This window comes from Ectopseudomonas guguanensis, from assembly GCF_900104265.1.
GTDB classification, from domain to species: Bacteria; Pseudomonadota; Gammaproteobacteria; order Pseudomonadales; family Pseudomonadaceae; genus Aquipseudomonas; species Aquipseudomonas guguanensis.
Window position 1 is genome coordinate 184149 of sequence record NZ_FNJJ01000009.1, and the last position, 23873, is coordinate 208021.

Consider the following 23873-nt stretch of genomic DNA (forward strand, 5'->3'; position numbering starts at 1 on the left):
GAATCGCAATGAACAGCCAGCAAAAACTGGACGACTATCAACTCTGCATTCGCGCCCTCAGCGACCGTATCGTCGAGGCGCAGACCCCCATCCGCGTGCTCGATGCGGTGAAGTGGGACGACGGCATCCGCGATGGCTTTCTCAAGGCCAAGGGCAAGCAGCCGCCGGCTGTGGATCGCGACTATTACCTGAGCCGGCCGCTGGCCTTCGATGCCGCGGCGAAGAAGCTGGAATTCCAGAACATCGAGCGCGACATCACTCGCCAGCTCGGCCAGTTCAACCCGGTCGGGCAGATCATGCGGCGCATGTGCAAGGAATACCGCATGGTCATCCGCATGCTCGAAGCACGCGGCACCGAGGATTTCGGCCTGATCAGCCAGGAGCTCTATGGCGCGGCTTCCGATGCCTTCCACGCCGGTGATCCGACCCTGGCCGACCTGGGTCTGATGCTCTCGGACTACCTCAACAACATCGCCGCCCGCGGCGATCTGGAAGACGAGCCCAAGGTGCTTGGCGCCAGCGATGCGGTGAATATCCTGCAGCAGCGCCTGGCGGGCGTGTTCGGCGACGATACCATCCGCGTGTTCGAGTCCGACGGCATCCTCGCCGACGCCGCAGCCGGTGCCGACTACATCAAGATTCGCAGCGATGCGCGCTTCAATGAACGCGACGTCAAGGCGCTGGAAGTGCACGAGGGTCTGGTGCACGTGGGTACCACGCTCAATGGTCTGAACCAGCCGATCTGCACCTTCCTGGCCAAGGGTCCACCGTCGTCCACCGTGACCCAGGAAGGCCTGGCGATCCTCATGGAGGTGATCGCCTTCGCCTCGTACCCGACGCGCCTGCGCAAGCTCACCAACCGCACCCGTGCCATCCACATGGCCGAGGAGGGCGCGGATTTTCTCGAGGTATTCGAGTTCTTCCGCGAACAGGGCTACGGCCTGGAAGGCGGCTACAGCAATGCCAGCCGGGTGTTCCGCGGCTCCGTGCCGAACGGCCTGCCGTTCACCAAGGACCTGTCGTACCTGAAGGGTTTCATCCTGATCTACAACTACATCCAGCTGGCGGTGCGCAAGGGCAAGCTGGAGCAGATCCCGCTGCTGTTCTGCGGCAAGACCACCCTGGAAGACATGCGTACCCTGCGCAAACTGGTGGACGAGGGCCTGGTGCTGCCGCCCAAGTACCTGCCGCCGCAGTTCCAGGACATGAACGCGCTATCGGCCTGGATGTGCTTCTCCAACTTCCTCAACCACCTGAGCCTGGACCGCATCGAGGCGGACTACGCCAACATCCTCTGATCGGCGCCGCTCTGGCACCCGAATACTTCTATAAAAGGACTTATCTCATGGAACACTGGGTTTTCGAGCGACAAGGACAGCTCACGGATCGGCTGATCAGCCCGGCTGTCTACAATCTGGTCATTGGCCTGGCACTGCTCTGGGGCTTCATGTGCAACTGGTGGATGGTGGGTAACATCAGCACCGATTGGATACGCAGCCTCAATCCTTGGTTGTTTTATGGCGGCTATTTCGCCTCGTGTATGACCGGCGTCTATCTGTTCGCGCGCTCCAGCAATCCGTTGGTGAGTTTCGTCGGTTACAACCTGGTGGTGGTCCCGTTCGGCCTGGTCGTCAATCTGGTGGTCAGCCGCTACGACCCGCAACTAGTGCATGAGGCAATCCGCATCACTGCGTTGGTGACGGTGGGGATGATGATTCTGGGCACGCTATTTCCAGCATTCTTCAGGCGCATTGCCTCGGCGTTGACCGTGGCCTTGCTGCTGGTGATCGTCGTGGAATTGGTGGAAATCTTCGTGTTCCGTACCCATCACAGCATCATTGATTGGGCCGTTGTGCTGATCTTCTGTGGTTACATCGGCTACGACTGGGGCCGCGCCAACCAGATTCCCAAGACGCTGGACAATGCGGTCGACAGCGCGGCGGCGTTGTACATGGACATCATCAACCTGTTCCTACGTATCCTGCGCATACTCGGCCGCAAATGATTGGCTGATCCTGTGGTCTGTTTGCAGGTTCGGGAAACCGTTCCGACCGTATGAGCGTTGCGTCCCAATCGATCTAGGAGATGCGTCCGTGGCAAGCCATCAACTCGAATACGAAATCCTCGGTGCATCGGCGCAATCGGTGGAGATCATCCTCGACCCCGGCGAGACGGTGATCGCCGAGGCCGGCGCGATGAACTACATGACCGACGGCGTGCGCTTTGAAACGCGCATGGGCGACGGCTCCTCCAGCGGCCTGCTGGGCAAGCTGTGGAGCGCCGGCAAGCGCATGCTCACCGGCGAGTCGCTGTTCATGACCCACTTCAGCAATGGCGGGAAGACCCAGGCGCGGGTCGCCTTCGCCGCGCCATATCCCGGCACCGTGGTGCCCATCGACCTGACCCAGATCGGCGGCCGCCTGATCTGCCAGAAGGATGCCTTTCTCTGTGCGGCTCATGGCACCCGCATCGGCATCAGCTTCGCCAAGCGTCTGGGTGCCGGCTTCTTCGGGGGCGAGGGCTTCATCCTGCAGAAGCTCGAAGGCGACGGCCTGGCCTTCGTGCATGCCGGCGGCACGGTGATCCGCAAGGAGCTGAACAACGAAACCCTGCGCCTGGACACCGGCTGCCTGGTGGCCTTCAGCAGCGGCATCGACTACGACATCGCGCTGGCCGGCGGCCTCAAGAGTATGCTCTTCGGTGGCGAAGGGATCCTGCTGACGACGCTCAAGGGCACCGGCACGGTCTGGATTCAGAGCCTGCCGTTCTCGCGCCTGGCCGAGCGCGTCTATGCGGCGACCGTGCAGGCCCGCGAAGAGGTGCGTGCCGGTGGCAAGTAGCCTGCGGGCGCTGGCATCTTTGCTGGCCAGCCTGTGGCTTGCTGGTTGCAGCGCTCTGCTGTTCTATCCCGAGCCGGGGCTGCCGATCACGCCCGAACGTGCCGGTCTGGAGTACCGCGACATCGAACTGCGCGCCGCCGATGGCACACGCCTGCACGCCTGGTGGCTGCCGGCCAAGGCCGGTGTCGAGGTCAGGGGCACGGTGTTGCACCTGCATGGCAATGGCGGCAACCTGGCCTGGCACCTGGGCGGCGTGCACTGGCTGCCGGAGCGGGGCTACCAGGTGCTGATGCTGGATTACCGTGGCTATGGCCTGTCCGAGGGCAAGCCACGTTTGCCCGAGGTCTATCAGGATATCGACGCGGCCTTCACCTGGCTCGACCAGGCGCCGCAGGTCAGGGGCAAGCCGCTGTTCCTGCTGGGGCAGAGCCTCGGCGGTGCCCTCGGTGTGCATTACCTGGCGCAGCAACCCGAGCGCCAGTCGAGCTTGCAGGCCATCGCACTGGATGGTGTGCCGGCCAGCTACCGCGATGTCGGTCGTCATGCCCTGAGCAGATCCTGGCTGACCTGGCCGTTGCAGGTGCCGCTGTCCTGGCTGGTGCCGGATGGCGACAGCGCGATTCACAGCATCGATCGAATCCAGGGCACGCCCTTGCTGATCTATCACAGTGTTGACGATACGATCGTGCCGCTTTCCAATGGCCAGCGTTTGTATCAAGCTGCGCGCCCGCCACGTGCCTTTCAGGCGACCCGTGGGCCGCACGTGCAAACCTTTGCCGAGCCCGCCTGGCGTCAATCGCTGCTGGCGTTCTTCGCGCAGCCGCAGGCTTACGTCGAACGGCTGGGGCCGGCTACCGAATCCGCAACAGAGAGTCCGCAATGACCGAACGCAATCCCATCCCTCTGATCCTCACGGGTGTCGCCAGCATCGTCGGCACCATCGGCGTGCTCTGGTACTACGGCTACGTGCATTTCGCCAAACCGGAAGATGCCCTGCTGCTGTCCGATTTCACCATGCTCAAGACCATCCCCGGCGAGGACTACAAGATTTCGCTGAAGCCGGCCAATCAGGTGGCGCAGTGCATCGACGGCGTGCTGGTGCTGTTCGACCTGCAGCAGAAGGGGCTGACCGGCGTGCTGGTGGACAACAAGAAGCAGGCCGTGCGCTGCATGGGGCAAGAGACTCCGGCGCTGGAGCAGTAAGACAAGGGCACTTACGTAGGGTGCGCCACGCGCACCGATGACACTCGCCTCTGCACACCCTACGAGCGCCAGCCAAAAAGAAACCCGCCATCAGGCGGGTTTCTTCATGTGCGGCAGCGCGTTCAGGCACCGACAGACGAGCGTGGCGCCACCGGCTGGTTGTCGTTGGAGATGGTCACCTCCACACGACGATTCTGCGCGCGGCCGGAGTCGGTGGAGTTATCCGCAACCGGATACTCCTTGCCGTAGCCCTGGGCGACGATACGAGTCGGCTCCACGCCGGCACGAATCAGCGCGCGGCGCACGGACTCGGCGCGGCGCTCGGACAGGCCCTGGTTGTAGCTGGCCGAGCCGACGCTGTCGGTGTAGCCCTCGACGATCACCTGGCGCTCCGGGTTTTCCTGGAGGAAGCGCGCCAGCTGGGTGATGTTGGGCAGCGCACTGCTCTTGAGTTCGGCCTTGTTGAAGTCGAACAGCACGTCACCGAAGGTCACCAGGGTGCCGCGTTCGGTCTGCTTGGCGTTGAGGCTGTCCTGCAGTTTGCGGATCTGCGCATCACGCGCATCGAGCAGGGCCTGGGCGCGTTGCGCCGAGGTGTTCTTCAGCTCGGCTTCGGCGGTGCGCAGGGCGATGGTCTGCTTGGCCACCTCGACGCGTTTGTTGGTCAGGTAAGCCAGTTGGTCGACCTTCTTCTCGTCTTCCTTGTCCAGGTAGGCCTTGTCGGCCTTGTTCAGCCACTCTTGGGCTTCCTTGGTCTCCAGCGCGGCGACCTTGCTCGCCTGCGGATCGCTCTGCAGCGAGGAGAAGTTGCTACGCGCCGACTCCAGGTTGGCGTTGGGCTGGTGCGAGCAGGCGGCAAGGCCGACGCTCAGGGCCAGCAGGGCGGGGATCATCACGTGTTTACGCATGGCGTTCATCCTTTGATCTGTCAGCGAATGGGTGGGTGGCATGCCGCTCACTGAGCGTTGCGCATGCCTTCCTCACGCAGTTCCTGAACACCCTGACGGGCGTCCTGCAGCGCTTGTTCGGCCTTGGCGGCCTGGGCCTTGCGCTCGGCGAGTCGGGCATCCCATTCGGCCTGTTCAGCCAGGCGACGGGCTTTCTCGTATTCCTTGTCATGCATGGCCAGCTCGGCCTCCTTGAGCTTGTCCTGCGCCGACTTCATTTCCACGGCGGCGAACTCGGTACCACCGGCGCTGATCGCCGCATTCACGGCAGATTGCGTCACGGCATATTGCTCGGTCGGCGGATTACCGGCGCAGCCAGCGAGCACCAGGCTACTGCCCAGTACCAGGGCAGCGAGTTTAATCCCCGGCAGGCGGCGCGGGGCTTTCTCGATACGGGTCTTCATGGCGGCTAACTCCATTTGAAACACTCCTATGAATGACGATATCCGTGACAACTGGTCCCAGCGTCTTGCCCGTTCACCAGAGGCCTGGCGACGTCGGCTTGCCACGAGGGACCTGCAGTTGGGACCGGAAGCTTTTTGAAATGGTTCAGAAAAAAAGACAGCCTGCTCATGATTTTTCTGATGACCGGTCAGTCAGGTTATTTGCCTGCCGGCTCTTCGCCGAAGGCTCTCGATCAGGCCGCGCGAGGCGTTTTATCTACAGGATCCATAAGATTTGGCGAGGCATTTCGAGGCGATAAGCGACTGTGGCGAGTCTCCCTACAGGCGCGGGAGTGTCGCCATTGTCGCCACCGAAAGCGCTTCAGAGGGAGCGCTGGCTTATGCCGGGCGCACGAAATTGAACGATATATCGAACGAGCGCCACGGCGGCATCAGTGATTCGTGCCCTCGGCCGACTCACTGAACTGGCGCAGATACTTGCGTGACAGCGCCAGAAAGCGCGGCGTCGGCCCGACGTCTTCGTACAGCGGGTCGCCCTGCTCATCCAGGGCCACGACCCTGTTGCCTTTGACGTAGGGCAGGCTGGCCTCCAGTTCTTCCAGGGCGGCGCCGATCAGCTCACCCAGCAGCTCTTCACTGTGATGCTTGGGATACATTTCGGTGAGCGCCGCCAGGCGCGCGGCCGACTCGACATCCAGATGGATGTGATAGCGGGTCGGGGTCAGCTGCCCTTTGGCATTCTGCTCCCAGTGTCTTGCCAGTTCGCGAATTCTCATGTCGTTGCTCCTTACGGGGCGCAGGCGATGCCGGCTGGCGAATCCGCTGCGCCTTTCAACAAGCCTAGACCCGGCACGCCAGGCAACCTCGAGGTGCGTCGCACCCTTGTAAGAACTTGGCGCGCTGGGCACTCTGTTGACCATGGTCAGAAGAAGGAGTGCGACATGGCGGAAATAGATGCGCGCCTGCGTGAAGAGGTGCACCTGCTCGGCGAACTGCTCGGGCATACCATCTGCACCCAGTTGGGCGACGAGTTTCTCGACAAGATCGAACGCATACGCAAGGCGGCCAAGGCCGGTCGCAGCGGCTCTGCCGCGGGTACCGAGCAGTTGACCAGCACCCTGGGCGACCTCGACGACGATGAGTTGTTACCCGTGGCACGCGCCTTCAACCAGTTCCTCAACCTGGCCAATATCGCCGAGCAGCAACACCGCGTACGTCGCCGCCGCGCGGACGAGCCCGAGCCGTTCGAGCTGCGCGTGCTGGACGAACTGCTCCAGCGCCTGCTCGCCGAGGGGCATAGCCGCGATGAACTGGCGCGCCAGCTTGGGCGCCTGGACATCGAGCTGGTGCTGACCGCACATCCCACCGAAGTGGCGCGGCGTACCCTGATCCAGAAATACGATGCCATCGCCGCGCAACTGACTGCGCTGGATCATAGCGACCTGTTGCCGGCTGAACGTGAGCGCATCATCGAGCGCCTGCAAAGGCTTATCGCCGAGGCCTGGCACACCGAGGAGATTCGCCGCAGCCGGCCCAGCCCGGTGGACGAGGCGAAATGGGGCTTTGCCGTCATCGAGCACTCGCTGTGGCAGGCCGTGCCGCAGTTCTTGCGGCGTGCCGATCAGAGCCTGCAGGCCGCCACAGGGTTGCGCCTGCCACTGGAGGCCGCGCCCATTCGTTTCGCCTCGTGGATGGGCGGCGACCGTGACGGCAACCCCAACGTCACCGCGCGGGTGACGCGCGAGGTGTTGCTGCTGGCGCGCTGGATGGCGGCCGACCTGTACCTGCGCGATGTCGACCATCTGGCTGCCGAGCTGTCGATGCAGCAGGCCAGTGACGAGCTGCGTGCACAGGTGGGCGACAGCGCCGAGCCCTACCGCGCGCTGCTCAAGCAACTGCGCGAACGCCTGCGTGAGACGCGCAGCTGGGCGCAGCAGGCGCTGACGGCCGATATCGCCGCGGGGCCTGCGGTGCTGCAGGACAATCGCGATCTGCTGGCGCCGCTGCAGCTCTGCTATCAGTCGCTGCACACCTGCGGCATGGGCGTGATCGCCGACGGCCCGCTGCTCGATTGCCTGCGCCGGGCGGCGACCTTCGGCCTGTTCCTGGTGCGTCTCGACGTGCGTCAGGACTCCACCCGGCATGCTGCAGCGCTGTCGGAAATCACCGATTACCTCGGCCTTGGCCGTTACGCCGAGTGGGACGAGGAGCAGCGCCTGGCGTTCCTGCAGCGCGAACTGGACAGCCGCCGGCCACTGCTGCCAAGCGACTATCGCCCCTCGGCCGATACCGCCGAGGTGCTTGCCACCTGCCGCGAGGTGGCCGCCGCTCCTGCTGCCTCGCTGGGCTCCTACGTGATCTCCATGGCCGGTGCCGCTTCCGATGTGCTGGCGGTGCAACTGCTGCTCAAGGAGGCCGGGTTGCGCCGGCCGATGCGCGTGGTGCCACTGTTCGAAACCCTGGCCGACCTCGATCACGCCGGCCCGGTGATGGATCGCCTGCTGGGCTTGCCCGGTTATCGCGCGCGTCTGCATGGCCCGCAGGAGGTGATGATCGGCTATTCCGATTCGGCCAAGGATGCCGGTACCACCGCCGCTGCCTGGGCGCAGTACCGCGCCCAGGAGGAGCTGGTGCGTCTGTGCCACGAGCATCAGGTCGAGCTGCTGCTGTTCCATGGTCGCGGTGGCACCGTCGGGCGCGGTGGCGGCCCGGCTCACGCGGCCATCCTGTCGCAACCGCCGGGATCTGTGGCGGGACGTTTCCGCACCACCGAGCAGGGCGAGATGATCCGCTTCAAGTTCGGCCTGCCGGATATTGCCGAGCAGAACCTCAACCTGTATCTCGCTGCTGTGCTGGAAGCCACCTTGCTGCCGCCGCCGGCTCCGCAGCCGAGCTGGCGGGCGATGATGGATCGGCTTGCCGACGTCGGTGTGAAGGCCTATCGCGGCGTGGTGCGCGAGCATCCGCAGTTCGTCGAATACTTCCGCCAGGCCACGCCGGAGCAGGAACTGGGCCGGCTGCCGCTGGGCAGTCGCCCGGCCAAGCGCCGCCAGGGCGGCGTGGAGAGCCTGCGCGCGATCCCGTGGATCTTCGCCTGGACGCAGACGCGGCTGATGCTGCCGGCCTGGCTCGGCTGGGAGCAGGCGCTGGGGCAGGCCTTGGCCGGTGGCGACGCCGAACTGCTGAAGGACATGCGCGAGCACTGGCCGTTCTTCCGCACCCGCATCGACATGCTGGAAATGGTGCTGGCCAAGGCCGATGCCAGCATTGCCGCCCTGTATGACGAGCGTCTGGTCGAGCCGGCGCTGCAGCCGCTGGGTGCGCAGTTACGCGACCTATTGTCGCAGGCCTGCACGGCCGTGCTGGAACTGACCGGCCAGTCGCGCCTGCTCGCGCACAATCCGGAAACCCTGGAATCGATCAGCGTGCGCAATACCTATCTCGACCCGCTGCATCTGCTGCAGGCCGAGTTGCTGGCACGTTGCCGGCAACGCGAACAGGCGCCCGAGAGCCCTCTGGAGCAGGCCCTGCTGGTCAGCGTGGCGGGTATCGCGGCGGGTTTGCGCAATACGGGTTGAGGGCTGCGAAGGTCGGCAGGGCAGGTGGCATGCCGGCCCTGCCGAGCCTGAACAGCGGGCCGAGCGAAGGGGTTTTATCCGACTTTTGGCGGCTTGTGCGCCTGGGGTGCGCTGTGTATCTTGAGCAGCCTTTTGGCCGCTACGGCTGCCGCACCACCTAAGAGATTGGCCCCACGAGGCGAGTCCGACCGATTACTACATAACTCTTGAGGAGCACATCGATGCGCGTGATTCTGCTGGGGGCGCCCGGTGCCGGCAAAGGTACCCAGGCTCGCTACATCACCGAGAAATTCGGCATTCCGCAAATCTCCACCGGCGACATGCTGCGCGCAGCGGTCAAGGCTGGCACCGAGCTCGGCCTGAAGGCCAAGAGCGTGATGGACGCTGGCGGTCTGGTCTCCGACGACCTGATCATCAACCTGGTCAAGGAGCGCATCGCTCAGGACGATTGCGCCAACGGCTTTCTGTTCGACGGTTTCCCGCGCACCATCCCGCAAGCCGAAGCGCTGCGCGATGCCGGCGTAGCCCTGGATCACGTGGTGGAAATCGCCGTCGACGACGAGGAAATCGTCAAGCGTCTGTCCGGCCGTCGCGTACACCCGGCTTCCGGCCGTGTCTACCACACCGAGTACAACCCGCCGAAGGTCGCCGGCAAGGACGATCTGACCGGTGAGGAGCTGGTGCAGCGCGAAGACGACAAGGAAGAAACCGTGCGTCATCGTCTGTCCGTCTACCATTCGCAGACCAAGCCGCTGGTGGACTTCTACCAGAAGCTTTCCGCAGCGACCGGCACGCCGAAGTACACCCACATTCCGGGCGTCGGCAGCGTCGAAGAAATCACCGCCAAGACCCTGGCCGCGCTGGACTGAGTCCAGGCTTCCAGCTGTCTCCGAAAAAGGCCCCGCAAGGGGCCTTTTTCGTATACGTAAGCGGAACACGGATACGTTCGGGTCGCTCTCAAGCATGGCCGCGCAAGGCGTGCCGGCTAGTATCGACGATGCAAGCCTCCGGCCTGCGCCGGGGCGCGTCGCTAACCTATAAGGAAGAGGGCATTACATGACCGAGAAACGCATCTGGCTGGGCCTTGCGCTATCACTGCTGAGCGCTCCGCTGGCATTCGCCGAGAGCGCGGCGCAGGGCAAGGCCGAGTGTTCCGTTGCCGAATTCACCATGGGCCTGCGCTTTCAGCAGCAGTCGGCGGAAATCCAGGCGCTGCAGTTGCAGGCCTACAACATCGCCACCGAGAAGCTCGACAAGGCCGTGGCCGCAGCCAAGGACCCATCCAGGCTGGCCATCGTCACCGACCTCGACGAAACCGTGATCGACAACAGCGCGCTGCTGGCGCGCGATCTGGCCAACTGTCACCAGTACGATGCCTGGGACACCTGGCTGCCCTGGGAGCGCGACGGCATGCCCAGGCTGATTCCAGGGGCGAAGCAGTTTCTCGAGCATGCCGACAAGCTTGGCGTGACCATCCGCTACATCTCCGACCGCGCCGACCAGCAGAAGAAATACACCCTGGCCACCCTGAGCAAGCTGGGCCTGCCGCAGGTGTCGGAGGAGAGCGTTCTGCTGCTCGGGCCACCCAAGGTGGAGCGCCGCGCCATCGTCAGTGCCGATCACCAGATCGTCATGCTGCTGGGCGACACGCTGCATGACTTCGATGCGCGCTTTCGCAAGACGCCGCTCGATGCGCAGCGCAAGACCGTTGCCGAAGAGGCCGACAAGTGGGGCGTGGAGTGGATCGTGTTCCCCAACGCCAGTTACGGCACCTGGTCCAAGGCGCCGCTCGAAGGTTGGCAGGCCGAGCCGGTAGTCGAGCCCTGGTAAGGCTGTGCTGACCCCGTCGGTCGCTCGGCGCAAGCCGGGCGCCGTCATGAGGCTGGAAAAAAACGCGTCGAGCCGGTCTAATGCCGGCTCTTTTTCTTCAGCCGTTCGAACCGATGACCACTCTCCTGGCCCTGGATACCGCCACCGAAGCCTGTTCCGTCGCCCTGCTGCATGGCGGTCGCGTACTCAGCCACTATGAAGTCGCTCCGCGGCTGCATGCTCAGCGTCTGCTGCCGATGATCCAGCAACTGCTGGGCGAGGCCGGTATCACCGCCTCGGCGCTGGACGCCATCGCCTTCGGTCGTGGCCCCGGTGCCTTCACCGGCGTGCGCATCGCCATCGGTGTGGTGCAGGGCCTGGCCTTCGCCCTGGATCGACCGGTGCTGCCGGTTTCCAACCTGGCCGTGCTGGCCCAGCGTGCGCTGCGCGAGCGAGGCGCAATCCAGGTCGCCGCCGCGATCGATGCGCGCATGGATGAAGTCTACTGGGGCTGCTATCGCGCCGAAGCTGGCGAAATGCGTCTGCTCGGCCAGGAAGCGGTGCTGCCGCCGGAGCAGGCCCAGGCGCCGCGTGGCAGTGACGGCGACTGGTTCGGTGCTGGCACTGGTTGGGGCGCCTACGCCGAGCGTATCGCCCTCAAACCTGTGGGCATGGCGGGCGACCTGCTGCCGCATGCCGCAGACCTGCTGGACCTGGCCGGTTATGCCTGGGGCCGTGGCGAGGCCGTACCGGCCGATCAGGCGCAGCCGGTGTACCTGCGTGACCAGGTCGCCACGCCGAAAGCAGCGCCGGTATGACGCTTGGTCGGATGTTTGACGTCAAGATCACCCAGGCATTTGCCAAGAGCGATGCCCGCCGCTACATTGCCAGCACTGCCCACGCTTAGCCGAGCCCATCGAGCAATCCTGAATGCGGATCGACGGTTACCTACCTTCCTACTCGCCAGATCGCGGCCCCCGTTCGGGGACTGCGGTCACGCCCTATCGCGAGGCGCAGCGGGAAGTCGAGGTTCAGCGTGAACAGCCGGCAGCTCCGGCCAGCAGCCAGGGGCTCGAGCAGGCCCCGCAGATTCGTCGCGTGCAGGCCAGCAGCAGTAATAGCGACAGCCTGCCGACCCGCGCACAGGATCTGGGCTACCAGCAGCCCGCGCTGAGCAACCGCGCGGCCCAGGCCTTGGCCAGCTACAGCACCACCGCCGCCTACGCCAACGAATCCGATGCGCAGGAAGTGCTCGGCCTCGACCTTTACGCGTAACTCCGTTTCACGGCGTGCATCACGCCCTCAGCCTGGTCAGTTGCCTGGATCGATGAGCGCTGCGCTTCCCTATTTCCTCGGTTGTCCATCCTGGAGCGAAGCGGCCTGGCGCGCCACGCTCTATCCGCAGGACACGCGCCCTGCGGATTTTCTTGGCCGCTACACCGAGGTATTCAACGCGGTGGAGGGCAACACTACCTTCTACGCCCGGCCCAGCGAGCAGACGGTTGCCCGCTGGGCATCGGCGATGCCGGCGCACTTTCGTTTCTGCGCCAAGCTGCCGCGCGATATCAGCCACAGCGAGGATCTTTGCCAGCAGCTCGATGAGGTCGCGCAATTCCGCCAACTGCTGGCGCCGCTCGGGGCTCGTGTCGCGCCTTACTGGCTGCAGCTGCCGGCTGCCTTCGGCCCTTCGCGGTTGGCCGAGCTGGCCGCGTTCATCGAGCAGTGGGGCAACTGGCCACTGGCGATCGAGGTGCGCCACCCCGAGTTCTTCGCCAAGGGCGATGCCGAGCGCATGCTCAATCGCCTGTTGCACGAGCGTGGCATCGAACGCATCTGCCTGGACTCGCGCGCGCTGTTCAGTTGCGACTCGCAGGAGCCGGCCGTGCTCCATGCGCAGGCCAAGAAACCACGCCTGCCGACTCGGCCCACAGCCTTCAGCCAGAGCCCGCAGCTGCGTTTTATCGGCCATCCCGAACTGCTGGCCAACGACCCCTTCATGCAGCCCTGGCTGGACAAGGTCGCCGGCTGGATCGAACAGGGGCTCGTGCCCTACGTCTTCGCGCATACCTCCGATAATCGTCTGGCGCCCGAGCTGGCACGGCGTTTTCACCAGCAGCTGATGCAGCGCCTGCCGGGCCTGCCTGAATTGCCGGTGTTGCAGACGGAACCGGAACTGGAGCAGCTCGGCCTGCTCTGATGAAAGATGGATATGCTGATACGGATAATCGGCCGTTTGCTGTTTCTCTCTCTGCTGATGTGTGCAGCGCTGCTGGTATCGCTGTGGCGTGGCTGGGTCGAGGTGGCGCCGCGCTTCAACCCCTGGGCGCCGCTGGACGTGCGAGAAACGCCGAACCTGCTGACCTCATTCAAACTGTGGCGCCTGAGCCAGGATCGCGAGCTGTGTGACCTGGCCCTGGCGACTTCCGAGCTGCGCTTCACGCGCCTTCCCGACAGCACGCCGCATCCCGGCTGCCCGATTGAAAATGCCGTGCGTATCCAGGGCGCCAACGTCGGCCTGAGCAGCAGTTTCATGGCCACCTGTCCGCTGGCAGTGAGCTTCGCCCTGTTCGAGCGCCATGGCCTGCAGCCCGCCGCCCAGGCGGTGTTCGGCCAGCCGGTCAGCCGCATCGAACACGTCGGCAGCTTCGCCTGTCGCAGCATCGCCGGTAGCCAGCGACCCAGCCAGCATTCCTATGCCAACGCGCTGGACATGGTCGGTTTTCGCCTGCGCGATGGCCAGCATGTCAGCGTATTGCGAGACTGGCCTGGACAGGGCGACAAGGCGCGCTTCCTGCGTCTGGTACAGGAGGCGGCCTGCGACAGTTTCAACGTGACCCTGGGGCCTGAGTACAACGCCGCCCACCGCGATCATTTTCACGTGGACATGGGCATGTGGCGGATGTGCCGCTGAGGCGCTTGCGGTCCGTAGGGCGGCTTCACGTAGGGTGTGCCGTGCGCACCTGGCAAGCACTGCGTTGTTCCCGGTGCGCACGGCGCACCCTACCCGAATGCCGACGCGGCGCGATCAGCGTTTGGCCAACAGCAGGTCGGCCGCCTGTCCGCTGCGCCCATCGGTGAACTCGAATCGGCCCAGCTGGGCGATCTGGTCGTAAGCACCCAGGGCGATGCTGACGTCGCGGGCGCGCAGGTCGATGGCGCTGACGCCTGCTTCGCCGAGTGTCTGCAACCGCTGGCGGCCCTGGGCATCGAAACGCAGCAGGCGCAGCTTGTCGAACACGGCATCGGCGGCATCGATACGGCCGTCGCCGTTGTCGTCGAAGCGCGCCAGTTCGGCGAAGCCATTGGCAGCGCCATGCTGATCGCCGAACAGCTCGCGGCCATCGTCGATGCGCCCGTTGCCGTTGCGATCCAGCGCCAGTAGCGCGTCGTCAGCTGTGGGTACACTGATCGAGTCCATGCGTCCGTCGGCATCCAGATCGAAGCGCACCGCACGGCCAAGACCGCTGGTGGTGAAGCCGTTACCAGCCATATCCAGTACCAGCGGGTCGACCTGCTGGGGCGTCTGGCCCACGCTGACATTCAGCTCCAGGCCGCGCTGATCGATTACCGCCTGGCTGACGACCGCGGCGCTGCTGGACACGGCAGGTGGCTCGGCGGTTTCCCGCAGTTCACGAGCGACCTCACCGGGTTTCTGCTCGTCTTCGATACCCAGGGTGCGGCGCAGAATCTGATAGTTGATGGATTCGCGCGCCGCACGGTCGAGCTCGTCGTCTTGCGGACGGGGGCTGGCAGGGCTGCTACCTGGACGTGGGGCGGAGAGGGCGTCGAACATGTTCACTCTCGATGCGGCTGTCGGCGGCCGGGTCTGGCAGAATGCCGCTTCTTCGATATCGGCCGTGCGGCCGGTGCTTTGAGTGATTTTTGAGCAGAACGAGCCCATGACCGACGAGCGGCACAACGCCAGCATCCGTATCCAAGCCCTCCACCCCCAGTACGCCGAAGAGGCCGCCCAATGGGCGTCGCGCCTGGGCTTGAGGCAAGACGGCGAGGCCGATTTCGCCCTGCAGCTGGGCGATGGCGGGCTGCAGCTGGTCGAACTGGGCGACAAGGCGCCCGGCCCGGTGCGGGTGGATTTCGTCGAGGGCGCGGCGGCGCATCGGCGGCAGTTCGGCGGTGGCAGCGGGCAGATGATCGCCAAGGCCGTGGGGGTGCAGTCGGGCATTCGCCCGCGCATTCTCGATGCAACGGCAGGGCTGGGGCGCGACGCCTTCGTGCTGGCCAGTCTGGGCTGCGACATGACCCTGATCGAGCGCCAGCCGCTGGTCGCCGCACTGCTGGAGGACGGCCTGCAGCGTGCCGCGCTGGACCTGGAGGTAGCGCCGATTGCCGCGCGCATGCGCCTGCTCACCGGCAATGCCATCGAACTGATGCGCGCCTGGCAGGGTGAGGCGCCGCAGGTGATCTACCTCGACCCGATGTTCCCGCATCGTGACAAGAGTGCGCTGGTGAAAAAGGAGATGCGCCTGTTCCGTCCCTTCGTCGGCGACGACCTGGACGCGCCGGCACTGCTCGAAGCGGCGCTCGCGCTGGCCACCCACCGTGTGGTGGTCAAGCGCCCACGCAAGGCGCCGGCCATCGATGGGGCGAAACCCGGCTACGTGCTGGAGGGCAAGTCCAGCCGTTACGACGTCTACCCGAAGAAGAAGCTGGAAGGCGCGTAGGGTGCGCCGCGCGCATCACAGCATATCTGCGCCATCAGCGGTGCGCACAGCGCACCCTGCGCTGGTTCAGCGCCGGTAGGCGCGCAGAAACAGGCCGACGGCGCCGCGCACGTGCCGCTCGGCGGTCTCACCTTCGAGCATTGGGCAGCAACCGATCAGCAGGCGGAAATGCGCGCCACCCTTGACCAGGCTGAAGAACTGGTCGGCGGCCATCAGCGGGTCGTCGATCTGCAGCAGGCCGCCCTGGTCGGCCTTGCGCAGCAGCGCCTCCATCCCCTGCAACACACGCTGCGGTCCGGCCTGATAGAACATCAGCGCCAGCTTGGGATCCTGGCTGGCCAGGCTGACCATCATCCGGTGTAGCTCCACCGACTCGCGGCTGCTGATCAGCGCATGAAAGCCGCGGCCGATGTTCAGCAGCACGGCCTCGATCGGCGCCCCGGCCGGCAGTTCGAACAGCAGCTCCGGCAACTGCTCCTCGCACTTGGCCTTCACCGCGGCGGAGAACAGCGTCTCCTTGTCGGTGAAATGGCTGTACACGGTGAGCTTGGAAACCCCGGCCTCGGCGGCGATGGCGTCCATGCTGCTGCCGTCGTAACCGTTGCGCAGGAACAGGCTCTTGGCCGCCTCGAGGATGGCACGGCGTTTGGCGGGGTCCTTCGGACGGCCGGGGCCGGAAGGTTGTAACAACTTGTCAGGCATTGGCGAATTTTAATACTGGACTGGCGAGTTTGCTATTTTTACTATACCCGGCAGTACAAATATTCCAAACCTTCTCCGAAAGGTCGCCATCATGTCCCGCCATGTGCTCCCGCTAGTTGCGTCTCTGGGTCTTGTCTTTCTTCTGTCTGCCTGCGGCAACGGCGAGCAGCCCGAACAGCCGGTTCGCCCGGCGATGGTGGTGCAGCCGCAGCCGGCCGCCGCCCTGGTCGACAGCTATCCGGGCGAGGTGCGCGCACGCTACGAGCCGGAACTGGCCTTTCGCATCGCCGGCAAGGTGAGCAAGCGCCTGGTTGAGGTCGGTGACCGGGTGAAGAAGGATCAGGCGCTGGCCGAGCTTGACCCGCAGGACGTACGCCTGCAGCTGGAGGCTACCCGCGCACAGATGGCGGCGGCAGAAGCCAACCTGCAGACCGTGCGTGCCGAGCGTGATCGCTACAAGGCGCTGCTCGGGCGCAACCTGGTCAGCCGCTCGCAGTTCGACAATGTCGAGAATCAGTATCGCGCCGGCGAAGCCCGTCTGAAACAGATCCGGGCCGAGTACGACGTGGCTCGCAACCAGACCGACTACGCCGTGCTGCGTGCCTCGCAGGATGGCGTGATCGCTCGTCGCGCGGTCGAGGTCGGGCAGGTGGTGGCGGCCGGGCAGACGGTCTTCACCCTGGCCGCCGATGGCGAGCGCGAGGTGTCCATCAGCCTGCCGGAGCAGAGTTTCGGCCGTTTCCAGATCGGTCAGGCGGTCGAGGTGGAACTCTGGTCGCAGCCTGACCAGCGTTTCCCCGGACGCATTCGCGAAATGGCGCCGGCGGCCGATCCGCAGTCGCGTACCTTCGCCGCTCGTGTCGCTTTCACTGAGGGCAAGGTACCGGCCGAACTGGGGCAGAGCGCGCGCGTATTCATCGCCAGCAACGGCGAGGTGCCGCTGGCCGTGCCGCTGTCGGCACTGAGCGCCGAGCAGGGCCAGACCTTCGTCTGGGTCATCGACCCCAGCGAGCACACCGTGCAGCGTCGACCGGTCCGCGTGGGCGCCTATGGTGACGACCGCGTGCCGGTGCTGGAGGGGCTTTCCGCTTCGGACTGGGTGGTGGCCGCTGGCGTTCAGATACTGCGTGAAGGGCTGAAGGTGCGCCCGGTTGATCGCGACAATCGCAATGTCGAACTGGCAGTCAAGGAGTAAGCCGGCATGAGCTTCAACCTGTCTGCCTGGGCGCTGCGCAATCGCCAGATCGTCCTCTACATCATGCTGCTGCTGGCCGTGGTCGGGGCGCTGTCCTACACCAAGCTGGGGCAGAGCGAAGACCCCCCCTTCACCTTCAAGGCCATGGTGATTCGTACCAACTGGCCGGGCGCCAGCGCCGAAGAGGTTTCGCGCCAGGTCACCGAGCGCATCGAGAAGAAGCTGATGGAAACCGGCGAGTACGACCGCATCACCAGCTTCTCCCGTCCCGGCGAGTCGCAGGTGACCTTCATGGCGCGCGATTCCATGCGCAGTTCGGAGATTCCCGAGCTGTGGTACCAGGTGCGCAAGAAGGTCAGCGACATCCGCCACACCTTGCCGCCCGGCATCCAGGGGCCGTTCTTCAACGACGAGTTCGGCACCACCTTCGGCAACATCTATGCTTTGACCGGCAAGGGTTTCGACTACGCGGTGCTCAAGGACTACGCCGACCGCCTGCAGCTGCAACTGCAGCGGGTCAAGGACGTCGGCAAGGTCGAACTGGTGGGGCTGCAGGACGAGAAGATCTGGATCGAACTGTCCAACACCAAGCTGGCGACCCTCGGCCTGCCGCTGTCTGCGGTGCAGCAGGCGCTGGAGGCGCAGAATGCGGTGGCCGCTGCCGGCTTCTTCGAGACGTCCAGCGAGCGCATTCAATTGCGCGTGACCGGTCGCTTCGAGTCGGTGGAGGAAATTCGCGATTTTCCGATTCGGGTCGCCGATCGCACCTTCCGCATCGCCGACGTGGCCGAGGTCAAGCGCGGTTTCAACGATCCACCCGCGCCGCGTATGCGCTTCATGGGCGAGGATGCCATCGGTATCGCGGTGTCGATGAAGGCCGGTGGCGACATTCTGGTACTGGGCAAGGCACTAGAGGGCGAGTTCGCCCGCCTGCAGCAGACCCTGCCGCTGGGCATGGAACTGCGCAAGGTGTCGGACCAGCCGGCAGCGGTGAAGACCGGCGTCGGTGAGTTCGTCAAGGTGCTGGTCGAGGCGCTGGTGATCGTGCTGGCGGTCAGCTTCTTCTCCCTCGGGCTGCGCACCGGTCTGGTGGTGGCCCTGGTCATCCCGCTGGTGCTGGCGATGACCTTCGCCGCCATGTACTACCTCGGCATCGGCCTGCACAAGATTTCCCTCGGCGCCCTGGTGCTCGGCCTCGGCTTGCTGGTGGACGACGCGATCATTGCGGTGGAGATGATGGCGATCAAGATGGAGCAGGGCTATGACCGCTTCAAGGCCGCCAGCTTCGCCTGGACCAGCACCGCGTTTCCCATGCTCACCGGCACCCTGATCACCGCCGCGGGCTTTCTGCCCATCGCCACCGCGCAGTCCGGCACGGGCGAGTACACGCGGTCGATCTTCCAGGTGGTGGCCATCTCGCTGATCGCCTCGTGGATCGCGGCGGTGATGTTCGTGCCCTATCTGGGCGACAAGCTGCTACCCGACCTGGCCAAGCTGCATGCGGCCAAACACGGCGGCAGCGACGCGGGCCACGACCCTTACTCGACGCCGTTCTACCGCCGCGTGCGCGCCACGGTTGAGTGGTGCGTGCGCCGTCGCGGCCTCGTCATTCTGTTGACCATCGGCCTGTTCATCGCCTCGGTGCTGCTGTTCCGTTTCGTGCCACAGCAGTTCTTCCCGGCCTCCGGGCGCCTGGAGCTGATGGTCGACATCAAGCTGGAGGAGGGCGCCTCGCTCAGCGCCACCGAGGCCGAGGTGCGTCGCCTGGAGCAACTGCTCAAGGAGCAGCCCGGCATCGACAACTACGTGGCCTATGTCGGCACCGGTTCGCCGCGCTTCTACCTGCCGCTGGATCAGCAGCTGCCGGCGGCAAGCTTCGCCCAGTTCGTCGTGCTGGCCACCAGTATCGAGGAGCGCGAGCGCCTGCGCACCTGGCTGATTCAGGTGATGAACGACGAGTTTCCGGCGCTGCGCAGCCGCGTCAGCCGTCTGGAAAACGGCCCACCCGTGGGCTATCCGATCCAGTTCCGCGTCAGTGGCGAGCATATCGACGAGGTGCGCGCGCTGGCCCGCCAGGTGGCGGACAAGGTGCGCGAGAATCCGCATGTGGTGAACGTGCACCTGGACTGGGAAGAGCCGAGCAAGGTGGTGATCCTCAATGTCGATCAGGATCGTGCGCGGGCCCTGGGAGTCAACACCGCCGAGCTGTCGCGCTTCCTGCAGGGCTCGCTGTCCGGCACCAGCGTCAGCCAGTACCGCGAGGGCAATGAGCTGATCGAGATCCTGCAGCGCGGTACCGCCCAGGAGCGCAAGGCCCTGAGCCTGCTGCCCAGTCTGGCGGTACCGACGGACAGCGGCCGCAGCGTGGCCCTGTCGCAGGTGGCGACGCTGGAATACGGTTTCGAGGAAGGCATCATCTGGCATCGCAATCGTCTGCCCAACGTCACCGTGCGTGCCGACGTGTATGGCGGTCAGCAGCCTGCCAGCCTGACCCAGCAGATCCTGCCGACGCTGGAGCCGATCCGCGCCGAGCTGCCTGATGGCTATCTGCTGGAGGTAGGCGGTACGGTCGAGGATTCGGCCCGCGGGCAGAAGTCGGTGAACGCCGGGGTGCCGCTGTTCATCGTGGTGGTGCTGACGTTGCTGATGCTGCAGCTGAAAAGCTTCTCGCGTTCGGCCATGGTGTTTCTCACCGCGCCGCTGGGGCTGATCGGCGTGACCCTGTTCCTGCTGATCTTCCGCCAGCCGTTCGGTTTCGTCGCCATGCTCGGCACCATCGCCCTGGCCGGGATGATCATGCGCAACTCGGTGATTCTGGTTGATCAGATCGAGCAGGACATCAGCCACGGCCTGGATCGCTGGCACGCCATCATCGAAGCGACGGTACGACGCTTCCGCCCCATCGTGCTGACCGCACTGGCGGCCGTGCTGGCGATGATCCCGCTGTCACGCAGCGTGTTCTTCGGGCCGATGGCCGTGGCCATCATGGGCGGTCTGGTGGTCGCCACGGCGCTGACCCTGCTGTTCCTGCCGGCGCTGTATGCGGCCTGGTTCCGGGTCAAGGAAAGCGAAGCGCGGTGAGTCGTGGGAGGCGCTTCAGCGGCGACTTGCTATCGCGGCTTGCGCCCCTTCCACGAGATTCGTGATAGCAATAAAAAACGGGAGCCATTGGCTCCCGTTTTTTATGTAGCGCGTAAGGATTATTCGTCCATCTGCGACTGCAGGTAATTCTGCAGGCCGACGGCTTCTATCAGGCTCAGCTGAGTTTCCAGCCAGTCGATGTGATCCTCCTCGGAGCAGAGGATATCTTCGAGCAGTTCGCGGCTGGCGTAGTCGCCGATGCTCTCGCAGTAGGCGATGGCAGCCTTGAGGTCGGCATGTGCCTTGTGCTCGATCTTCAGGTCGCACTCGAGCATTTCCTTGGTGTTTTCACCGATCAGGATCTTGCCCAGATCCTGCAGGTTGGGAATGCCTTCGAGGAAGAGAATGCGCTTGATCAGCTTGTCGGCGTGCTTCATCTCGTCGATGGACTCGTGGTACTCGTGCTCGCCGAGTTTTTTCAGGCCCCAGTCTTCGTACATGCGCGCATGCAGGAAGTACTGGTTGATGGCGACCAGTTCGTTACCAAGAATCTTGTTCAGGTGTTGAATGACCTTCTTGTCGCCTTTCATGACCGCTCCTGCTGTTTCAATGACCGTGATGGCCTTGAATTTTCTGCCGGGTTCTTTCTGCTGTCAAACCTAAGTTCTTGAAAGATAAGTAAAAATAAAACTGAATACGAATGTTTTCATTCCGCAACTTGGTGCCAAGTTATTGAATTGGCAAAATAAAAAAGTTGTTGAAAGTTCTGTTGCCGCTGCGGCGCCCGGTGCGGTGAATGTTTTTATTTTGTTGCGGCCAGAAAAAAGCCCCGCGAAGCGGGGCATGGGGCACGCAGAATGTCAGGCGGCATGGGCCGAATGCGGGTCGCGCGTGTGCAGATAGTCCTGCAGACGCGCCTGTTGCGCGGGTGTCATGAACAGCCCCAGTTTGCTGCGCCGCCAGAGAATGTCGGCGCTGCTGCGAGCCCACTCCTCACGGCGCAGATAATCCACCTCGCGGGTATAGAGGCCGGCGCCGAGGTGTTCACCGAGGTCGGTCAGGTTGTGCACACCTTCGAGCATGCGCCAGGTGCGGCTGCCGTAGGTCGTGGCCCAGCGTCTGGCCAGGCTGGCCGGCAGCCAGCCGTGACGTTCGCAGAGGGCTTCGACCAGCGCACCCTGGTCTTGCATGTCCTCGCCGCCAGGTAGTGGCGCACTGGCCGTCCAGCTCGGACCGAGTTTGCCGAAGTAGGGCGCCAGTTGCTGCATGGCCGACTCGGCCAGCTTGCGGTAGGTGGTCAGCTTGCCACCGAATACCGAGAGCAGCGGCGCTTCGCCCGGTGCGCCGGAAAGTGACAGGGTGTAATCGCGGGTGATGGCCGAAGGCTCGTCGGATTCGTCGTCGCACAGCGGGCGTACGCCGGCGAAGCTGTGCAGCACGTCCGCGCGGCTCAGCTGCTGCTTGAAGTGATCATTGACCACCTTGAGCAGGTAGTCGGTTTCCTCGGCGGTGATCGCCACCTGAGCGGGGTCGCCCTGGTATTCGCGGTCGGTAGTGCCGATCAGGGTGAAGCGTTCCAGATAGGGAATGGCGAAGACGATGCGGCGGTCTTCGTTCTGCAGGATGTAGGCCTGTTCGCCGTCGTACAGTCGCGGTACGACGATGTGGCTGCCCTGAATCAGGCGGATGCCGTAGGGCGAGTCCTGCTTGAGGTCTTCACGAATGAAGCGCGCGACCCAGGGACCCGCTGCATTGACCAGTGCGCGAGCACGAATCGACAGCAGGCTGCCGTCGCTGCGCTCCAGGTGGATATGCCACAACCCCTTGCTGCGCCGGGCGCTGACGCAGCGCGTACGCGGGTGTATATGCGCGCCCTTTTCCCGGGCTGCCATGGCGTTGAGCACCACCAGGCGGGCATCGTCCACCCAGCAGTCGGAGTATTCGAAGCCGCGGCTGATTTCCGCTTTCAGCGGGCTGCCGGCGCCAAAGCGCAGGCCACGCGAGGCGGGCAGACGTTCACGTTTGCCCAGATGATCGTAGAGGAACAGGCCGGCGCGGATCATCCAGGCCGGACGCAGATGCGGGCGGTGCGGCAGGACGAAGCGCATCGGTTTGACGATGTGCGGTGCCTTGGCCAGCAGCACCTCGCGCTCGGCCAGGGCCTCGCGCACCAGGCGGAACTCGTGGTGCTCCAGATAGCGCAGGCCGCCGTGGATCAGCTTGCTGCTGGCAGAGGAGGTGTGGCTGGCGAGGTCGTCCTTTTCGCAAAGGAACACGGACAGGCCACGACCGGCTGCATCGGCTGCGATGCCCACGCCATTGATACCGCCTCCAACGACGGCGAGGTCATAGACTTCCGCAACGGGGCTGGTGAAGGGATCGTGGGGCATAGGGCACGCTCGGCTATTGGATTCGAATGTGTTTATGTTCACTTTCGAAAATATGCTAGTCGAAGATGCGCAACTTCGCTACCCCGGCGCGCGATTGTGCGCCGAGCGGTCGTGAAAGGAGTTTGGGCTTCGTTCGCGGGGCATTTGTGGGGCGGGTGTAACCCCGCCATGAGCAGGCTGGCGGGTTTCACCCGACCTGCATGAGTACCTGCCAACCGCGCTGATCAGACCAGGTCGAGCTGGACCTTGTGGCTGTGCAGCAGCCGGGTGATGGCGGCCGACGGCGCGCTATCGGTGAACACGCGGTCGACCAGGGCGATGGAGCCCAGACGCACCACGGCGTTGCGGCCGAACTTGCTGGAATCGGCAGCGAGGAAAACCTGGCGGGCATTGTCGATGATGGCCTGGGAGACGCGTACTTCCTGATAGTCGAAGTCGAGCAGGCTGCCGTCCTCGTCGATGCCGCTGATACCGACGATGGCGTAGTCGACCTTGAACTGCTGGATGAAATCCACCGCCGCCTGGCCGACGATACCGCCGTCGCTGCGCACCGTGCCGCCGGCCACCAGCACCTCGAAGTCGGCCTTGGCGCTGAGCTGCGCGGCCACGTGCAGGTTGTTGGTGATGATCTTCAGGCCCCGGTGGTTCTGCAGCTCGCGGGCAATGGCCTCGGTGGTGGTGCCGATGTTGATGAACAGCGAGGCGTGATCGGGAATCTGCGCGGCCACGGCCTCGGCGATGCGCTGCTTCTCCTCGCGCATCTGCCCGGCGCGCATGCCGTAGGCGGTGTTCTGGATGCTCGAGGCCTCGCAGGCAGCGCCGCCGTGGGTGCGGCGCAGCAGGCCGTGCTCGGCCAGCTGATTGATGTCGCGGCGGATGGTCTGCGGGGTGACGGCGAACGCCTGGGCCAGTTCGTCGATGCTGACGTAGCCGCGTTCACGGGCGAGATTGAGGATGTCGTGCTGGCGGGGAGCGAGATTCATGAGCGCTTCCTGTGATGGTCACCCATTATAAGCTGTAGATGCGGAGGTTTTCGGCCTGT

At 64.5% G+C, this 23873-nt stretch carries 23 protein-coding genes; 15 read left to right on the plus strand and 8 right to left on the minus strand.

Annotation, left to right across the window (positions count from 1 at the left end):
- The first annotated feature begins 8 nt into the window (after positions 1-8).
- The 5 genes from BLS61_RS14870 to BLS61_RS14890 all read left to right on the plus strand — a co-directional run bounded on the left by BLS61_RS14870 (position 9) and on the right by BLS61_RS14890 (position 4043).
- Entirely contained in the window at positions 9-1298 is a 1290-nt protein-coding gene (locus tag BLS61_RS14870) for a flavohemoglobin expression-modulating QEGLA motif protein (protein ID WP_090432103.1), read from the plus strand.
- A 47-nt stretch (positions 1299-1345) separates the two neighbouring features.
- Positions 1346-2005 carry a Bax inhibitor-1 family protein gene (locus tag BLS61_RS14875; protein WP_090432105.1) on the plus strand — a complete coding sequence of 220 codons (660 nt, stop codon included), beginning with the start codon at positions 1346-1348 and terminating at the stop codon, positions 2003-2005.
- Between the two features lie 88 nt (positions 2006-2093).
- Entirely contained in the window at positions 2094-2840 is a 747-nt protein-coding gene (locus tag BLS61_RS14880; RefSeq protein ID WP_090432106.1) for a TIGR00266 family protein, read from the plus strand.
- Positions 2791-3723, plus strand: coding sequence for an alpha/beta hydrolase (locus BLS61_RS14885; RefSeq protein WP_394328149.1), 933 nt, complete (start codon positions 2791-2793; stop codon positions 3721-3723). The genes BLS61_RS14880 and BLS61_RS14885 overlap by 50 nt, the downstream gene beginning before the upstream one ends.
- Complete coding sequence (locus BLS61_RS14890) at positions 3720-4043, plus strand: PA3694 family proteiin (protein ID WP_090432108.1); 324 nt, start codon at positions 3720-3722, stop codon at positions 4041-4043. Before BLS61_RS14885 ends, BLS61_RS14890 begins: the two co-directional genes overlap by 4 nt.
- Positions 4044-4165: 122 nt before the next feature.
- Here the strand turns inward: BLS61_RS14890 and lptF are convergent, their stop codons facing one another.
- From lptF to BLS61_RS14905, 3 genes are all read right to left on the minus strand, one after another.
- Entirely contained in the window at positions 4166-4951 is a 786-nt protein-coding gene (gene lptF, locus BLS61_RS14895) for a lipotoxin F family OmpA-related lipoprotein LptF (protein WP_090432110.1), read from the minus strand.
- A 47-nt stretch (positions 4952-4998) separates the two neighbouring features.
- A complete protein-coding gene (locus tag BLS61_RS14900) occupies positions 4999-5409 on the minus strand; it encodes a DUF4398 domain-containing protein (protein ID WP_090432112.1) in 411 nt (136 codons plus the stop codon).
- A gap of 416 nt (positions 5410-5825) precedes the next feature.
- The gene (locus BLS61_RS14905; protein ID WP_090432114.1) at positions 5826-6170 is read right to left on the minus strand and encodes a pilin assembly protein; all 345 of its coding nucleotides are present in this window, start codon (positions 6168-6170) and stop codon (positions 5826-5828) included.
- Between the two features lie 165 nt (positions 6171-6335).
- Here BLS61_RS14905 and ppc point away from each other — a divergent pair, with 165 nt between their 5' ends.
- The 7 genes from ppc (at position 6336) to BLS61_RS14940 (ending at position 13692) form a co-directional block, all read left to right on the plus strand.
- Positions 6336-8972, plus strand: coding sequence for a phosphoenolpyruvate carboxylase (gene ppc / locus BLS61_RS14910; protein ID WP_090432116.1), 2637 nt, complete (start codon positions 6336-6338; stop codon positions 8970-8972).
- Between the two features lie 221 nt (positions 8973-9193).
- Complete coding sequence (gene adk / locus BLS61_RS14915; RefSeq protein ID WP_090432118.1) at positions 9194-9841, plus strand: adenylate kinase; 648 nt, start codon at positions 9194-9196, stop codon at positions 9839-9841.
- A gap of 187 nt (positions 9842-10028) precedes the next feature.
- Positions 10029-10802 (plus strand): 5'-nucleotidase, lipoprotein e(P4) family, encoded by a 774-nt coding sequence (locus tag BLS61_RS14920; protein ID WP_090432121.1) that lies wholly within the window; start codon positions 10029-10031, stop codon positions 10800-10802.
- A gap of 113 nt (positions 10803-10915) precedes the next feature.
- Positions 10916-11599 (plus strand): tRNA (adenosine(37)-N6)-threonylcarbamoyltransferase complex dimerization subunit type 1 TsaB, encoded by a 684-nt coding sequence (tsaB, locus tag BLS61_RS14925; protein WP_090432199.1) that lies wholly within the window; start codon positions 10916-10918, stop codon positions 11597-11599.
- Positions 11600-11711: 112 nt separating this feature from the next.
- Positions 11712-12056, plus strand: coding sequence for a hypothetical protein (locus tag BLS61_RS14930; protein ID WP_090432122.1), 345 nt, complete (start codon positions 11712-11714; stop codon positions 12054-12056).
- Positions 12057-12108: 52 nt separating this feature from the next.
- Complete coding sequence (locus BLS61_RS14935; protein WP_090432123.1) at positions 12109-12978, plus strand: DUF72 domain-containing protein; 870 nt, start codon at positions 12109-12111, stop codon at positions 12976-12978.
- Between the two features lie 12 nt (positions 12979-12990).
- Positions 12991-13692, plus strand: a complete 702-nt coding sequence (locus BLS61_RS14940; protein WP_090432125.1) for an extensin-like domain-containing protein — start codon at positions 12991-12993, stop codon at positions 13690-13692.
- A gap of 114 nt (positions 13693-13806) precedes the next feature.
- Here BLS61_RS14940 and BLS61_RS14945 read toward each other — a convergent pair whose 3' ends face one another.
- Positions 13807-14574 carry a hypothetical protein gene (locus BLS61_RS14945; protein ID WP_244157959.1) on the minus strand — a complete coding sequence of 256 codons (768 nt, stop codon included), beginning with the start codon at positions 14572-14574 and terminating at the stop codon, positions 13807-13809.
- 106 nt (positions 14575-14680) lie between these two features.
- Between BLS61_RS14945 and BLS61_RS14950 the strand changes: the two genes are divergently transcribed.
- Positions 14681-15463: a class I SAM-dependent methyltransferase gene (locus tag BLS61_RS14950; RefSeq protein ID WP_090432127.1), complete on the plus strand. Its 783-nt coding sequence runs from the start codon at positions 14681-14683 to the stop codon at positions 15461-15463.
- A 66-nt stretch (positions 15464-15529) separates the two neighbouring features.
- On the opposite strand, the gene BLS61_RS14955 is transcribed toward BLS61_RS14950, so the two are convergent.
- The gene (locus BLS61_RS14955) at positions 15530-16165 is read right to left on the minus strand and encodes a TetR/AcrR family transcriptional regulator (protein WP_090432129.1); all 636 of its coding nucleotides are present in this window, start codon (positions 16163-16165) and stop codon (positions 15530-15532) included.
- A gap of 91 nt (positions 16166-16256) precedes the next feature.
- Between BLS61_RS14955 and BLS61_RS14960 the strand changes: the two genes are divergently transcribed.
- Together BLS61_RS14960 and BLS61_RS14965 are read left to right on the plus strand one after the other, a co-directional pair.
- A complete protein-coding gene (locus BLS61_RS14960) occupies positions 16257-17360 on the plus strand; it encodes an efflux RND transporter periplasmic adaptor subunit (protein ID WP_090432132.1) in 1104 nt (367 codons plus the stop codon).
- 6 nt (positions 17361-17366) lie between these two features.
- Positions 17367-20441 carry an efflux RND transporter permease subunit gene (locus BLS61_RS14965; protein WP_090432134.1) on the plus strand — a complete coding sequence of 1025 codons (3075 nt, stop codon included), beginning with the start codon at positions 17367-17369 and terminating at the stop codon, positions 20439-20441.
- 119 nt (positions 20442-20560) lie between these two features.
- On the opposite strand, the gene bfr is transcribed toward BLS61_RS14965, so the two are convergent.
- From bfr to BLS61_RS14980, 3 genes are all read right to left on the minus strand, one after another.
- Positions 20561-21031, minus strand: coding sequence for a bacterioferritin (bfr, locus tag BLS61_RS14970; protein ID WP_090432137.1), 471 nt, complete (start codon positions 21029-21031; stop codon positions 20561-20563).
- Between the two features lie 270 nt (positions 21032-21301).
- Positions 21302-22831: a glycerol-3-phosphate dehydrogenase gene (glpD, locus tag BLS61_RS14975; protein WP_090432139.1), complete on the minus strand. Its 1530-nt coding sequence runs from the start codon at positions 22829-22831 to the stop codon at positions 21302-21304.
- A 224-nt stretch (positions 22832-23055) separates the two neighbouring features.
- Complete coding sequence (locus tag BLS61_RS14980; RefSeq protein WP_090432141.1) at positions 23056-23814, minus strand: DeoR/GlpR family DNA-binding transcription regulator; 759 nt, start codon at positions 23812-23814, stop codon at positions 23056-23058.
- Between the last annotated feature and the right edge of the window lie 59 nt (positions 23815-23873).

Excerpts from the sequence above, each read along its gene's own strand:
- BLS61_RS14870 (WP_090432103.1), top strand. The coding sequence starts at position 9 with ATGAACAGCCAGCAAAAACTGGACGACTATCAACTCTGCATTCGCGCC.
- BLS61_RS14875 (WP_090432105.1), top strand. The coding sequence starts at position 1,346 with ATGGAACACTGGGTTTTCGAGCGACAAGGACAGCTCACGGATCGGCTG.
- BLS61_RS14885 (WP_394328149.1), top strand. The coding sequence starts at position 2,791 with ATGCGGCGACCGTGCAGGCCCGCGAAGAGGTGCGTGCCGGTGGCAAGT.
- BLS61_RS14890 (WP_090432108.1), top strand. The coding sequence starts at position 3,720 with ATGACCGAACGCAATCCCATCCCTCTGATCCTCACGGGTGTCGCCAGC.
- lptF (WP_090432110.1), bottom strand. The coding sequence starts at position 4,951 with ATGCGTAAACACGTGATGATCCCCGCCCTGCTGGCCCTGAGCGTCGGC.
- BLS61_RS14900 (WP_090432112.1), bottom strand. The coding sequence starts at position 5,409 with ATGGAGTTAGCCGCCATGAAGACCCGTATCGAGAAAGCCCCGCGCCGC.
- BLS61_RS14905 (WP_090432114.1), bottom strand. The coding sequence starts at position 6,170 with ATGAGAATTCGCGAACTGGCAAGACACTGGGAGCAGAATGCCAAAGGG.
- ppc (WP_090432116.1), top strand. The coding sequence starts at position 6,336 with ATGGCGGAAATAGATGCGCGCCTGCGTGAAGAGGTGCACCTGCTCGGC.
- adk (WP_090432118.1), top strand. The coding sequence starts at position 9,194 with ATGCGCGTGATTCTGCTGGGGGCGCCCGGTGCCGGCAAAGGTACCCAG.
- BLS61_RS14920 (WP_090432121.1), top strand. The coding sequence starts at position 10,029 with ATGACCGAGAAACGCATCTGGCTGGGCCTTGCGCTATCACTGCTGAGC.
- tsaB (WP_090432199.1), top strand. The coding sequence starts at position 10,916 with ATGACCACTCTCCTGGCCCTGGATACCGCCACCGAAGCCTGTTCCGTC.
- BLS61_RS14930 (WP_090432122.1), top strand. The coding sequence starts at position 11,712 with ATGCGGATCGACGGTTACCTACCTTCCTACTCGCCAGATCGCGGCCCC.
- BLS61_RS14935 (WP_090432123.1), top strand. The coding sequence starts at position 12,109 with ATGAGCGCTGCGCTTCCCTATTTCCTCGGTTGTCCATCCTGGAGCGAA.
- BLS61_RS14940 (WP_090432125.1), top strand. The coding sequence starts at position 12,991 with ATGCTGATACGGATAATCGGCCGTTTGCTGTTTCTCTCTCTGCTGATG.
- BLS61_RS14945 (WP_244157959.1), bottom strand. The coding sequence starts at position 14,574 with ATGTTCGACGCCCTCTCCGCCCCACGTCCAGGTAGCAGCCCTGCCAGC.
- BLS61_RS14950 (WP_090432127.1), top strand. The coding sequence starts at position 14,681 with ATGACCGACGAGCGGCACAACGCCAGCATCCGTATCCAAGCCCTCCAC.
- BLS61_RS14955 (WP_090432129.1), bottom strand. The coding sequence starts at position 16,165 with ATGCCTGACAAGTTGTTACAACCTTCCGGCCCCGGCCGTCCGAAGGAC.
- BLS61_RS14960 (WP_090432132.1), top strand. The coding sequence starts at position 16,257 with ATGTCCCGCCATGTGCTCCCGCTAGTTGCGTCTCTGGGTCTTGTCTTT.
- BLS61_RS14965 (WP_090432134.1), top strand. The coding sequence starts at position 17,367 with ATGAGCTTCAACCTGTCTGCCTGGGCGCTGCGCAATCGCCAGATCGTC.
- bfr (WP_090432137.1), bottom strand. The coding sequence starts at position 21,031 with ATGAAAGGCGACAAGAAGGTCATTCAACACCTGAACAAGATTCTTGGT.
- glpD (WP_090432139.1), bottom strand. The coding sequence starts at position 22,831 with ATGCCCCACGATCCCTTCACCAGCCCCGTTGCGGAAGTCTATGACCTC.
- BLS61_RS14980 (WP_090432141.1), bottom strand. The coding sequence starts at position 23,814 with ATGAATCTCGCTCCCCGCCAGCACGACATCCTCAATCTCGCCCGTGAA.